This is a genomic window from Streptomyces zhaozhouensis, from assembly GCF_900230195.1.
GTDB lineage: Bacteria > Actinomycetota > Actinomycetes > Streptomycetales > Streptomycetaceae > Streptomyces > Streptomyces zhaozhouensis.
The window spans coordinates 518,175-531,036 of sequence record NZ_OCNE01000001.1 but is presented as its reverse complement, the minus strand read 5'-3'; the positions used below and the strand labels follow the sequence as shown (position 1 = coordinate 531,036).

The following is a 12,862-nucleotide window of genomic DNA, read 5'->3' as shown; positions in this document are numbered from 1 at the left end:
CGTCCCCGCGCGTCCTGGCGGCCCGCTCCGCGGGGGACGACGGCCCTGCGCGGTCAGTCGCGGTCGTTGCCCCACAGCGAGGGGTCGTCGTACGGCAGGCTCTCCACCCCGCCGTAGGTGCCGCCGTCCCTGGTGACCAGTGGCGCAGGCAACTGGTCCTCCAGCACGCCCTCCCGGACCTCGACGATCTCGCTGCCGTGGTCGGTCGGTCCCGGCTCGAACTCCTCGCCGTCCAGGGCGGCCCGGAGGTAGGTCAGCGCGTACTCGGCGTAGAGGTCGGCGGGTTGGGAGACGGTCGCGTCGATCTTTCCCTCGCCGATCAGCTGGAGTTCCTGCGGGATGCCGTCGTTGGAGACGACGAACACATGCTCGGGGTCGTCCGGCGGGACCGCCATGTTCAACTGGTCAAGTACCTGGAGCGTCCCGGAGAGCCCGAACGTGGCCTGCATATAGACCCCGCGCACGTCCGGGTGGGCGGTGAGGGTGGTCTGGAGCTTCTGCGCGGCGGTGGCCGCGTCCCAGTTGGTGGCCTCGCCGAAGACCCGGATGCCGGGGTACTCGGCCTCCACGCAGTCGTGGAACGCCTCGGTGCGGTCCCGGCCGTTGATCGAGGCCAGGTCGCCCTGGAGCATCACGACCTTGCCCTCCCCCTCCAGCTGGCTGCCGAGGTAGTGGCACGCCTGCTCGCCGTAGGCCCGGTTGTCGGCGCGCACCACCATGTAGACCTCGCCCTCGTCGGGTCGGGTGTCCACGGTGACGACCGGGATGTCCCGTTCGGCGAGGGTCCGGAGCACCGGCGCGACGGCCGCCGTGTCCTGCGGGGCGATGGCGACGCCGTCCACGCCCTGGCTGAGCAGGGTCTGCACGTTGGAGGCGAGGGTGGCGACGTCGTTGCCCGAGTTGGTGGTCTTCATGTCGAGGCCGAGCCGCTCGGCGTACTCGGGGACGTAGTCGATGTAGGAGTTCCAGAAGTCGGTGTCGGAACGGGGGTAGTCGACGCCGATGGTGGCGCCCTCGGCGCCGCCTCCGGGGTCGTCGGCGCAGGCGGTCAGCAGCGCGGTGGAGAGCAGCAGGGTTCCGGCCAGGCGGGGGAGACGGAGCTTCACTTCTGATCTTCTCCTTCGGACGGGCGCACGGCGCTGGGCCGCCGGTCCGCGAGCGGGGCGCGGCGCGGGAGTTGACGGGGAACGGCGACAACTCGGCGGAGTCGGATCGGGGAGTGGGGGACACGCGCCGGGGCCCGTCGGCGCGACCAGACATGGGATCGTTTTATAGACCCCGCCGGTGATGCTGTCCATGGCCCGCGCAAACAACACCACGCCACCGCTGGTCAGCGAGGAAAGCCCGCACCATCCCACGGAGTTGGGGAGGTGAAGTGACCCTATGTCTGCGTCGGGGGCGACGCTGTGAAGGCCCGTCGTCACCCGGAGGTGCTCTAAGGTGAGGCATCCCCACGCGGACGGTGGGGTGAACGACGGGCGTACGCGCGGCACGGGCGCACGCGAGCGGAGGCACGTGATGGAACTGGGCGACGCCCTTCCCCGCGTCGGGGCGGTGGTGCTGACCATGAACGACCGCCCCCGCGAGCTGGGCGAGGCACTGGCCTCGCTCCGTGCCCAGCGCGGCGTGGAACTGGACATCGTGGTGGTCGGCAACGGCTGCGTCCCCGAGGGCATTCCCGACGGGCTGCGCACCGTCTCGCTGCCGGAGAACGTCGGCATCCCCGAGGGAAGGAACGTGGGCGCCGGGCAGGTCGCGGGCGACCATCTGGTCTTCTTCGACAACGACGCCGTGCTGCCCACCACCGACGCGCTCGCGCGACTGGCCGCCCATCTCCGCGCCGACCCCCAACTGGCCTATGTCCAGCCGAGGATCGCCGACCCCGACGGCACGACGCTGCGTCGCTGGGTGCCCCGGCTGCGCGCCTCCGACCCGGCGCGGGGCGGGGTGGCGACGGTGATGGCGGAGGGCGTGGTGCTGGTGCGGCGCTCCGCGTTCGAGGAGGTGGGCGGCTGGCCAGGGCACTTCTTCCTCTTCCACGAGGGTGTCGACCTCGCCTGGCGGCTGTGGGACCACGGCTACACCGGCCGCTACACGCCGGAGGTCGTCGTCCACCACCCGGCGACCAGCCCGACGCGGCACGAGGGCTTCTACCGGCTCACCGCGCGCAACCGCGTCTGGCTGGCGCGCCGCAATCTGCCGCCGGTGCTGGTTCCTTTCAACCTGGCCAGTTGGCTGGTGGTCACCCTGGCCCGCACCCGGGAGGGGCGGGCGCTGCGGGTCTCCTTCCAGGGCTTCGCGGAGGGGTGGCGCGGGGACTACGGGCGGCGCGCGCCGATGAGCTGGCACACGGTCCGCCGGTTGACCAAGGCGGGGCGGCCGCCACTCGTCTAGCACACCGGGGTGACCACATCCCCGTGCGCGGCTCGGGTGGTTGATCACCCTCGGCCCGGTGGTCGGTCGTGCGCGCGGTCCCCCGCGCCCCGGTGCGCCGGTGGGCGGCTCCTTTCAGGGGGACCGCTTGTCGGGTCCTAGGGGGATCGCTTGTCGAGGATGCCGGAGGTGGCCAGGATCACCAGGCCGGCCAGCGGGACCAGCACCAGGCCCAGGCGGATCGACTCCGCGTCGGCGATCAGCCCGATCACCGGCGGCGAGGCCAGGAACCCGACGCGCAGCAGGAACGCCGCCACCGCGATGCCCGCGCCCGGCCACAGCCCGGGGATCTCGTCCGCCGCGTGGAAGGCCGCCGGGATCAGGGTGGCGATCCCGATGCCGCAGAGCGCGAAGCCCAGCACCGTCGTCGGCACCGAGGGCCACAGCAGCGCCACTCCCATCCCGACGACCACCAGCAGCCCGCCGATCCGCGCCGTGGTCCGGTCGCCGAGCCGGCGCACCACATGGTCCCCGCAGAGCCGGGCGACGGTCTGCGTGCCCTGGAGCGCCATGAACGCGAGGCCGCCGACGAACGGGCTCGCGTCCAGCTCGTTCTGGAGGTAGTTGGAGCCCCAGGAGGCGGGCGCGTCCTCCACGACGGCCGCGGCCGCCGTCAACAGCCCCAGCAGCAGGAACGCCGTCAGCACCGGCCGCCGCAGCCAGGCGCGCCGGCCCGGCGCCGTCGTCCGGGCACTCTCGGCGGCCGACTCAGCCGGCGCGCGTTCCGCGTCCTCCGGGCCCGGCAGCAGGAAGCGGTTCGAGGTCAACGCCGAGGCGATGGCCAGCGCCCCGACGATCGCCAGATGGATCGCCAGCGACAGCCCGGCCTGGGCCGCGCCGGCGCCGGCTATCCCGCCGACCACCGCGCCGATGCTCCACACGCCGTGGAAGGAGTTGAGGATGGAACGTCCGTACCGCCGCTGCACGCGCAGGCCGTGGGCGTTCATCGCGATGTCGGTGACCGAGTCGAGGCTGCCGGCGAGGAACATGCCCAGGCAGAGCACCGCGAGGTTGGGCGCGGTGCCGACCAGCAGGATGTTGAGGCCCATCAGCAGCTGGCTGAAGACGGCGGTGCGGGCCGAGCCGAATCGTTTGATCAGGGGGCTGGCGGCCAGCCCCAGCAGCAGCGCGCCCAGCGGCATGGCGGCGATGGCGGTGCCCAGCGCGGCGTTGGAGAGGGCCAGGTCCGTCTTGATCTCGGGGTAGCGGGGGACGACGTTGGCGAAGAGGAAACCGTTGGTGAAGAAGAGCGCGGCGACCGCGCAACGCGCTTTGACGGGGCGGTCGGTGGCGGCAGGGGAGGGCATGGCTCTCTTTCCGGGCGTGCGATGGCGTCGGTCGGAGTGAAGGAGTGGGTGGGGGCGCGGGTCCGCTACGGGACCCCGAGGCTTGTCCGGGTCAGCGAACGGTGTTCGGCGCGGAGGTCGTGACGGGAGCGGCGGGCGTGGGCGGCGTGGCCGGGGACGTCGCCCCCGCCGTGATCCTGGCGATCGCCTCGATCGTCAGGGAACGGTCGTGCGGCTCGGTCTCCAGCGCCCGGTGGATCGCCAACCCCTCGATGAGCGCGTCCAGTTGACGTGCGGTGACCGGGTCGAAGTGCCATTCGAGGGCGACCCGGCTGCGGCGCATCCACTCCCGGGTCAGTTCGCGGAACGCCGGCTTCCGTGCCGCCAGCGTGTACAGCTCGTGGGTCAGCACGATCGACCGCTGGTTGCCCTCGTCGCCCCGGGAGAGATGGTGGACCAGGTCGGCCACCGCCTCCCGGGCCTCCGCCGGGCTCCGCGCGGCGCCCAGCCGTTGCTCGAAGGTGGTGACCACCGTCATGGCGAAGCCGGTGAACGCCTCCCGCAGTAACGCGTCCATGCCGTCGAAGTGGTAGGTCATCGACCCCAACGGCACCCCGGCCCTGGCCGCGATCCTCCGGTGGGAGGCGCCCGCGACCCCGACCTCGGCGATCACGTCGAGCGTCGCGCGCAGTATGCGGTCGCGGCGGTCCGGGTCGTGTCGCCCGAACGTCACGGCCGCCGCCCGTGTGTCACGGCGCGGCCCCGGGGGCGCGGTGGCGGCGCGGCGTCGCGGAGACGGGGCGCGTCTCGGTGCGGGACCCCACTACAGCGACCTGATCACCCGGGCCGGGTTCCCCAGGGCGAGAACGCCGGCCGGGATGTCCCGGGTGACGACCGAGCCGGAGCCGATCACCGAGTCGTCCCCGATGGTCACCCCCGGGAGCACGATGACGCCGCCGCCCAGCCACACGTTGTCGCCGAGCGTGATCGGCTTCGCTGCCTCCAGCTTGTCGCGGCGCGGCTGGGGCTCCAACGGGTGCGTGGGCGTGAGGAGTTGCACGTTGGGCCCGATCTGGCAGTCGGCGCCGATGGTGATCGGGGCGACGTCCAGCGCGGTCAGGTTGTAGTTGACGAAGGTGCGGTCGCCGACGGAGAGATAGCTGCCGTAGTCGACGTACAGCGGTGGCCGGATGTGGGCGTCCGCGCCGAGCGAGCCGACCAGCTCCCTGACGATCGACTGGGCGCCCTCGATGTCGGTGGCGTAGGCCGCCGCGTACTCCCCGGCCAGACGGACGGCGCGCTGCTGCGCCGCGAGGATTCTGGGGTCGTCGGCGATGTAGAGGTCGCCCGCGAGCATCCGCTCCAGATTGCTCCGGTCGTCCCCGGCGAAGTAGTCCGTCACCCGAGCGAGACTACACCTCGGGTGTACGAACGTACACCCGTCCTGAACTGGCCTTTTCTCGTGAGGGAACGGGGGGTTGGGCCCCGGCCCGCGGGCGAAAACCGCTGGGCGCCGGACGGTGTCCGTGCTACCGCTGGGGGCTATGAGGACTACCCCTTCCGACTCTTCTCTTCACCCCGCCGCTCCGGCCGAGCGGGTCGCGTTGGTCACCGGGGCCGGCCACGGCATCGGCGAGGCGGTCGCCGAGGCGCTGGGCCGGCGCGGTGTCGCCGTGCTCTGCGCCTATCTGCGGGCGGCGGACGGCGGCGGCGACGGCGAGCCGGTCGCGGCGCGCGTCCGCGCCGCCGGCGGCCGGGCCGCCGCCTTCGAGGCGGACCTGGCGCAACCGGCCAGCGCCGCCCGGCTGTTCGACGCCGCGGAGGAGTTGCTCGGCCCGGTCGACACGCTGGTCAACAACGCCTCCGGCTGGGTCCAGGACTCCTTCGACGCCACGCGCCCCGACGCCGTCGGCCGGGCCTCCGCGCCCGTCACGCCCGAGACGGTCGCCCACCAGTTCGCGGTCGACGCCCAGGCGCCGGCGCTGCTGATCGCCGAGTTCGCCCGCCGCCACCGGGAGCGCGGCGCGGACTGGGGCCGCATCGTCGGCCTGACCTCGGGCGGCGGCGAACTCGGCTTCCCCGGCGAGGTCTCCTACGGTGCGGCGAAGGCGGCCCAGACCCACTACACGCTCTCGGCCGCCGCGGAGTTGGCGCGCCACGGGATCACGGCCAACGTGGTGCACCCGCCGGTGACCGACACCGGCTGGATCACCGACGAGGTCCGCGCGTTCGTGGCGGGCAGCGCGACGCACTTCCACGTCGCGGACCCGGCGGAGGTGGCGGAGACCATCGCGTTCCTCGTCTCGCCGGAGGCGCGGCTGGTGACGGGCAACGTGCTGACCCTCCGCTGAGCCCCGCCGGGGGTTGTGGGGGGCGGCGGCTCGCCGTTGTGGTTGCGGTTGTGGTCCGTCTGCGGCTCGTCGTGGATGCGCCGCGCAGTTCCTCGCGCCCCTGGGGGGCCGGCGCCGGCGGTGAGGTCCGCGCCCCTGAAGCCCCCTGCGGGGGGCTTCAGAGAGTCGCGGTCAGTGATTCCCGGATCACGTGGCGGGAGTTGGCCGCGAGGGCCGGGTTGGTCACGCGGTAGTAGGGGAGCTGGATCAGCGCGACCGACAGGGCCCAGCCCCGGCCCCGCAGCCAGGTCGTCTCGTCCGAGCCGACCGTCGCGCGGAACGTGTCGCGCGCGGACGCCGGGAGCAGGTTCCAGGCGACGGCCTGGTCGGACGCCGGATCGCCGACCCCGATCCCGCCGAAGTCGATCACCGCGCTCAGCCGGCCGTCGTCGCCGGTCAGCACGTTGCCGGGGGAGATGTCCCCGTGCAGCCAGCGGTCGGGGCCGCCGGGGTCCGGCAGGGCGACCGCGTGGTCCCAGAGGGCCGTCACCTCGTCCAGGTCGAACGGCTCCGCGCCGGGCGGGAGTCGGGCCAGCCGGGCGAGCGCGTCCCGGGTGTCGGCGTCCCGCGCGGCCAGCGGCACCCCGCGCCGGGCGCGCGGCGCGTCCGCCGGCGGGGTGAGGGAGCGCAGCGCCACCACGAACTCGCCCAACTCGCGGGCGAGCGGCGTTGGTTCGGGGATCTCGCCGACCACCGGGTTGCGGCCGGGCAGCCAGCGGTGGACCGACCAGGGCTGGGGGTAGCCGCCGCCGGGCGCCCCGACCTCCAGCGGAACGGGCACGGCCACCGGCAGGTGCGGCGCCAGCGCGGCGGGCCAGCGTGCCTCCCGCGCGACCGTCTCCTCGTCGCCGGGCCGGCGTGGCAGTCGCACCACCAGGGCCTCGCCCAGCCGGAACATCGCGTTGTCCGTGCCGGAGGACGGCACCCGCCGCACCGGCAGTCCTGACCAGCGCGGGAACTGGTCGGTGACCAGTCGCCTAACCAGTGTCTCGTCGAGCTCCAGCTCGTCCTCGTGCATCTTCGTCGTCGACCCCACCGGCCCATCCGAACGGGGTCGCCGCCCGCTGTCCACCGGATTTCCGCGCAGGCACCGCGCTCGGCGACCGCGCGGGCACGGAAAGAGACATCTCTGTGAACTGTTGACAGTTTGCAGTTGACGGTCGAGTGTTGCTGCACGCCGGCACGCCCCTTTGTGAACGTCCCCTTCTTCCCCGTTGGAGTGATCATGCAGAGCGACTCCCCAGCTCGCGCTCCACAGCAGTCCCTGCGCGCGTCGGCGTCCAGCTTTCTCGGGACCACGCTGGAGTGGTACGACTTCTTCATCTACGGGACCACCGCCGCGCTCGTCTTCGGTGACCTGTTCTTCCCGAACGCCAGCGACGTCGCCGGCACGCTGGCCTCGTTCGCCACCCTCGCCGTGGGCTTCGCCGCCCGACCGCTCGGCGGCATCCTCTTCGGGCACTACGGCGACCGGATCGGCCGCAAGAAGATGCTGGTCCTGTCGCTGCTGACGATCGGCGTCTCCACCGTTCTGATCGGCTGTCTGCCCACCTATGACCAGATCGGCGTGGGCGCGCCCGTCCTGCTGGTGATACTCCGGCTCTTCCAGGGCGTGGCCCTGGGCGGCGAGTGGGGCGGCGCCGCGCTGATGTCCATCGAGCACGCGCCGAAGAACAAGCGGGGGCTCTTCGGCAGCGCCACCCAGATGGGAGCGCCGGGCGGGATGCTGCTGGCCGCCGGGGCGATCAGCCTGGCCAGCTGGGTCAGCGGGGACGGCTACGAGTCCTGGGGCTGGCGACTGCCGTTCCTGGCCAGCGTCGCGATCGTCGCGATCGGTACCGTGATCCGCTCCCGGGTCGCCGAGAGCCCCGAGTTCCAGGCCGCCGCCGAGCGCAAGGAGCAGGCGAAGCTGCCGATCGCCGACGTGCTGCGCGAGGACTGGAGGGCCGTGCTGCTGGGCTCCGGGCTGGCCGCCGCGAACAACGCGATCTTCTACACCGTCTCCACCTACACGCTGTCCTACGCCACCGACCACCTGGACGTGGACAAGGACCAGGTGCTGCACCACGTGACGCTGGTCGCCGCGCTCTACCTGGTGACCGTGCCGCTCTTCGGGGCGCTGGCCGACCGGATCGGGCTGCGCCGTCAGGTGGCGATCGCGGGGGCGCTCAGCGCGCTGATGATCTTCCCCTACTTCCTGCTGGTGGAGACCGGGAACACCTGGGTCATCCTGGCCTCCATGGCCGTGGCCCTGGCCGTGGTCCAGTCCGCCGCCTACGCCCCGCAGCCGGCGATCTACGCCGACCTCTTCCCGCCGCGCGTCCGCTACACCGGCGCCTCGCTGGCCTACGCCATCCCGACCACGCTGGTCGGCGGCACCGCCCCGTTCATCGGCACCGCGCTGTACGCCTGGTCCGACAGCAACTACCCGTTCGCCCTCTACATCGCGGCGCTCGGCGCGCTGGCCGCCGGCTGCGCGCTCGCCGCGAAGTCCCGGTACGCGTCGGACGGCACCCCCGCCGGCTCCGCCGCGCCCGAGCCCACCACCGTCGGAGGAGGCCGCCGTGGCTGACCAGCAGACCCGGGGGGAGGCCGCCCACGCGTGGGGACGGCTGACCGAGTGGGCCGCCGAGCTGGCGGCGGGCGGGATCGGCGCGCTGCCGGAACGGGTCCGGCGCCGGGCCGCCACCATCCTGGTCGACGACCTGGCCGCCATGGCGGGGGCCAGGACCGACCGGCAGGTCACCGAGGTCGCCGCGCTCGCCGTCCGCAGGGGCGCCGGCGCCGAGGCCACCCTGCTGACCCGGGCCCCCGCCCGCGCCGAACGGGGCTGGGCCGCGTTCGCCAACGGGGTCGCCGCCAACTGGCAGGAGCTGGACGAGGGTTACCGCCGCGCCACCTGCCACGGCGGGCTGTACACCGTGCCGGCGGCCGTCGCCGAGTGCGAGGCCGAGGGGGCCGCGCTCGGGCGCGCCCTCACCGCGCTCGCGGTCGGCTACGAGGTCGTCACCCGGGTCGCCCGCGCCTACCCCGCGCCCCGGCCCCCCGCCCTGCACCCGCACGCCACGCTCTCCCCGATCGGCGCCGCCGCCGCCGTCTCCGCGGCGCGCGGCCACACCGCACGCGCCCTCGCCGACGCGGTCTCCGGCGCGGCGAGCCTCGCGATGGTCGGCCCCTTCGCCCACGCCGGCCGGGGTGCCCTGGTGCGCAACGCCTGGGCGGGCGCCGGCGCCCAGGCCGGCTTTCTCGCCGCCGACCTGGCGGCGCTCGGCATCGCCGGCCAGGACGACGGGCTCGCCTCCGTCTTCGCCGACGGCCTCGGCCACCCGGCGGAGCCGGCCGCCCTCACCGAGGGCCTCGGCGAGCGGTACGCCGTCGAGGACGGCTACCACAAGGTCTACGCCTGCTGCCAGTACGCGCACGCCGCCGTCGAGGCCGCCCACGCGCTGCGCGCCGGGCCGCTGGCCTCGTTCGCGCCCGAGGAGGTCGCCTCCGTGCGGGTGGAGACCCACCCGCTGGCGCTGACCCTGGACGGCGACCGGCCGGAGAACGTGCTGGCCGGGAAGTTCTCCGTGCCCCACGCCGTCGCCGCCACCCTGGTCACCGGGTCCACCGCGCCGGAGGTCTTCTCCGCCGAGTGGCTCGGCGACCGCGCGGTCGCCGAGGTGCGCGGCCGGGTCGAGCTGCGCGAGCACCCGGCGATCGGCGACCCGCCGCACGACCGGCCCGCGCGGGTCACCGTGGAGCTGCGCGGCGGCGCCCGGCACAGCCACGAGGTGGTCAGCGCGCTGGGCGGCCCCGACCGGCCGCTGTCGGCCGGCGACCTGCTGGGCAAGATCGACACCCTCACCGCCGGCCGCTACCCGCGCTTCGCCGAGGTCGCCGCGGTCACCCTCGGCGAGGGCGTCGACTGGGACGTTCCGTTGACCGACCTGCTGGCGCGGCTCACCGCCGACGCCGGGGAGGGGGCGCGATGACCACGCACCGGACGACCGCCGCCCGCCTGCTGGCGGACGCCGTGCTCGCCGCGGCCGACCCGCGCGTCGAGCCGCCGGCCGCGGTGCTGGCCGCCGCGCGGCTGCACTTCCTGGACGCCTGCGGGGTGGCGCTGGCCGCCGCCGCGACCGGCCCGGTCACCGGCGTCACCGCGCTGGCCGGGCGGCCGGAGCGCGGCGGCCCCTGCACCGTCATCGGCACCGGCGCCACCGCGCCCGCGCCGCTGGCCGCGCTGGTCAACGGCACCCTGACGCACTCGCTGGAGTACGACGACACCCACGTCGCCTCCGTGATGCACGGCAGCGCCGTGCTCGCCCCCGCCGCGCTCGCCGCCGCCCAGGAACGGGCCGCCGTCGAGGGGACCGGCGCCGGGGGCGGGGCGCGGATGCTGCGCGGCTACGCGCTGGGCTGGGAGACGCTGATCCGGGTCGGACTGGCCGCCCCCGGCGCCATCCAGGCCCACGGGTTCCAGGGCTCCTCGGCCGCCGGGCCGTTCGCGGCGGCCGTCGCCGCCGGGGTGGTGCACGGGGTCGACGCCGAGACCATGACCCACGCGCTGGGCATCGCCGGCAGCCAGGCCGCCGGCACCTTCGCGTTCCTGCGGCAGGGCGCCACCGTCAAGGCCGCCCAGCCCGGCTTCGCCGCCCAGTCCGGGCTGCTCGCCCTGGACCTGGCGCGCGCCGGGGTCACCGGACCCGACGGGGTGTTCGAGGGAACGACCGGCTTCTTCGAGCTGTTCGCCGGCGACGCCACCGGCGCCGACCGGCTCGCCGCGCTGGCCGCGACGGTCGGCACCCGGTGGTATCTCCCGGAGGCCGCGTTCAAGGGCTACCCCTGCTGCCACTTCATCCACCCGTTCGTCGAGGCGCTGGCCCGGGTCCTGGACTCGGGCGTGGCCCCCGCCGACGTCGCCGAGGTGCGCTGCGCGGTCCCCGAGGGGCAGCTGCCGGTGATCGCCGAGCCGTGGGAGGCGAAGCGCGCCCCGGCCAGGGCCAACGACGCCCGCTGGAGCCTGCCCTACGCCCTCGCCGCCCGACTGGTCGACGGCGACGTGCGCGCCGACCACTTCCGCGGCGAGGTCCGCCCCGACCTGCTCGCCGCCGCCCGGCTGGTGACCGCCGAGCCGTGGGCCGACTCCGGCTACCCGGAGGTCTTCCCCGCGCGGGTGCGGGTGCGCACCACCGACGGCGCGTCGCACGAGGCGTCCGTCGAGGACGTGCGCGGCTCGGCCCGCCGCCCGATGAGCACCGGGGAGGTGGTGGCGAAGTTCCTCGGCAACGCCGCGCTCGGCGGGGTGCCGGACCACGCCGCCAGGGCCGTGGCGGACGAACTGCTCGGCGCGCCCGACCCCGACCTCGGCGTGCTGCGCCTGACCACACGTGAGCGAACGACACCCGCGACGACACCCGGAACGTCCCACCGGGAGGGGAACGACCATGGCTGAGCACACCGCGCCCCCGCAGGGGCAGGCGCACGAGCAGAAGGTCCCGCCCCGGGTGGTGGCCGCCGGCGCCGTCGGGTCGATCGTCGAGTACTTCGACTTCGGCGTCTACGGCTATGTGGCGACCATTCTCGCCACCCACTTCTTCGTCAGCGGCGACGACACCGCCGCGCTGCTCTCCACCCTCGCCACGTTCGCCGTCGCCTTCGCGCTGCGCCCGGTCGGCGGGGTGATCTTCGGTCACCTCGGCGACCGCTACGGCCGGAAGAACGCCCTGGCGGGCACCGTCGTGCTGATGGCCGTCGCCTCCGGGCTGATCGGGGTGCTCCCCACCTACGGCGCGATCGGCGTCGGCGCCTCCGCGCTGCTGGTGCTGGCCCGCTGCCTCCAGGGCATCGCCGCCGGCGGCGAGTTGGGCGGCGCCGCCTCGTTCGTCGCCGAGTACTCGCCGCCGAAGCGGCGCGGCATGTACTGCTCCACCACCCAGACCGGGGCGCTGGCCGGTTCGCTGCTCGCCGCGCTGACCGTCTCGCTGCTCAACGAGACGCTCGGCGAGGACGCCATGCACGACTGGGCGTGGCGGCTGCCGTTCCTGATCGCCATCCCGCTGGGCGTCGTGGGGCTGCTGATCCGCGCCAAGCTGCACGACTCGCCCTCGTTCCGCAAGGTGGAGCGGAAGGACGAGAAGTCCGGCGCGCCCGTGCTGGAGGCGCTGCGGCTGCACCGCAAGGCGCTGGTCCAGTGCGTGGGCCTGTCGATCCTGCTGTTCTCCGCGTACTACGTCTTCTACGTCTACGTGAACATCCATCTCACCGAGACGGTCGGCATGGACTCCGGGCTGGCGTTCTGGTCGACCACCGCGACCCTCGCCGTCTCCACGGCCTGTATGCCGCTCTTCGGCGCGCTGACCGACCGCGTCGGGCGGAAGCCGGTCTTCGTCGGCGCCTCGGTGGCCGCGCTGGTGCTGCCGGTGCCCGGGTTCATGCTCTTCGAGATGGGGCCCGGCTGGGCGATCTCCTCGCACATCGTGATGGGGCTGATCGACTCGGCGCTGATGGGCGCCGCGTTCTCCACGTTCGCCGAGATGTTCCCGACCCGGGTCCGCTACACCGGCATCGCGCTGGGCTTCAACATCGGCAGCGCGGCGGCCGGCGGCACCGCGCCCTACATCTGCACCTGGCTGGTCGACCAGACCGGATCGCCCCTGGCGCCCGCCTGGTTCGTCATCGGCACGGCGGTACTGACGCTCATCGCCGCGCTGAGCCTGAAGGAGACTGCCGGTACGACCCTGCGGGACACCTGAACCGGTCCCCGAA

The 12,862-nt window shown here is 74.1% G+C and carries 11 protein-coding genes; 6 read left to right on the top strand and 5 right to left on the bottom strand.

Features of this window, described 5'->3' with window-relative positions; genetic code table 11:
- Window positions 1-53: 53 nt before the first annotated feature.
- Window positions 54-1,106 carry a sugar ABC transporter substrate-binding protein gene (locus CRP51_RS02410; protein WP_439333106.1) on the bottom strand — a complete coding sequence of 351 codons (1,053 nt, stop codon included), beginning with the start codon at window positions 1,104-1,106 and terminating at the stop codon, window positions 54-56.
- A gap of 412 nt (window positions 1,107-1,518) precedes the next feature.
- Here CRP51_RS02410 and CRP51_RS02405 point away from each other — a divergent pair, with 412 nt between their 5' ends.
- Window positions 1,519-2,394 (top strand): glycosyltransferase family 2 protein, encoded by an 876-nt coding sequence (locus CRP51_RS02405; protein WP_097229225.1) that lies wholly within the window; start codon window positions 1,519-1,521, stop codon window positions 2,392-2,394.
- A 137-nt stretch (window positions 2,395-2,531) separates the two neighbouring features.
- On the opposite strand, the gene CRP51_RS02400 is transcribed toward CRP51_RS02405, so the two are convergent.
- From CRP51_RS02400 to CRP51_RS02390, 3 genes are all read right to left on the bottom strand, one after another.
- A complete protein-coding gene (locus CRP51_RS02400) occupies window positions 2,532-3,740 on the bottom strand; it encodes an MFS transporter (protein WP_097229224.1) in 1,209 nt (402 codons plus the stop codon).
- Between the two features lie 91 nt (window positions 3,741-3,831).
- A complete protein-coding gene (locus tag CRP51_RS02395) occupies window positions 3,832-4,452 on the bottom strand; it encodes a TetR/AcrR family transcriptional regulator (protein WP_097229223.1) in 621 nt (206 codons plus the stop codon).
- Window positions 4,453-4,542: 90 nt separating this feature from the next.
- Entirely contained in the window at window positions 4,543-5,121 is a 579-nt protein-coding gene (locus CRP51_RS02390; RefSeq protein ID WP_245880312.1) for a sugar O-acetyltransferase, read from the bottom strand.
- Between the two features lie 142 nt (window positions 5,122-5,263).
- On the opposite strand from CRP51_RS02390, the gene CRP51_RS02385 reads away from it, so the two are divergent.
- The gene (locus tag CRP51_RS02385; RefSeq protein WP_097229222.1) at window positions 5,264-6,070 is read left to right on the top strand and encodes an SDR family NAD(P)-dependent oxidoreductase; all 807 of its coding nucleotides are present in this window, start codon (window positions 5,264-5,266) and stop codon (window positions 6,068-6,070) included.
- Window positions 6,071-6,227: 157 nt separating this feature from the next.
- Here the strand turns inward: CRP51_RS02385 and CRP51_RS02380 are convergent, their stop codons facing one another.
- Window positions 6,228-7,127 (bottom strand): aminoglycoside phosphotransferase family protein, encoded by a 900-nt coding sequence (locus CRP51_RS02380; RefSeq protein WP_097229221.1) that lies wholly within the window; start codon window positions 7,125-7,127, stop codon window positions 6,228-6,230.
- Window positions 7,128-7,334: 207 nt separating this feature from the next.
- On the opposite strand from CRP51_RS02380, the gene CRP51_RS02375 reads away from it, so the two are divergent.
- The 4 genes from CRP51_RS02375 to CRP51_RS02360 are packed head-to-tail and all read left to right on the top strand — an operon-like array spanning window position 7,335 to window position 12,849.
- Complete coding sequence (locus CRP51_RS02375) at window positions 7,335-8,681, top strand: MFS transporter (protein WP_097229220.1); 1,347 nt, start codon at window positions 7,335-7,337, stop codon at window positions 8,679-8,681.
- Window positions 8,674-10,086, top strand: a complete 1,413-nt coding sequence (locus tag CRP51_RS02370) for an MmgE/PrpD family protein (protein ID WP_097229219.1) — start codon at window positions 8,674-8,676, stop codon at window positions 10,084-10,086. Before CRP51_RS02375 ends, CRP51_RS02370 begins: the two co-directional genes overlap by 8 nt.
- Complete coding sequence (locus tag CRP51_RS02365; RefSeq protein ID WP_097229218.1) at window positions 10,083-11,549, top strand: MmgE/PrpD family protein; 1,467 nt, start codon at window positions 10,083-10,085, stop codon at window positions 11,547-11,549. The genes CRP51_RS02370 and CRP51_RS02365 overlap by 4 nt, the downstream gene beginning before the upstream one ends.
- The gene (locus tag CRP51_RS02360) at window positions 11,542-12,849 is read left to right on the top strand and encodes an MFS transporter (RefSeq protein ID WP_245880311.1); all 1,308 of its coding nucleotides are present in this window, start codon (window positions 11,542-11,544) and stop codon (window positions 12,847-12,849) included. The genes CRP51_RS02365 and CRP51_RS02360 overlap by 8 nt, the downstream gene beginning before the upstream one ends.
- The last annotated feature ends 13 nt before the right edge of the window (window positions 12,850-12,862 follow it).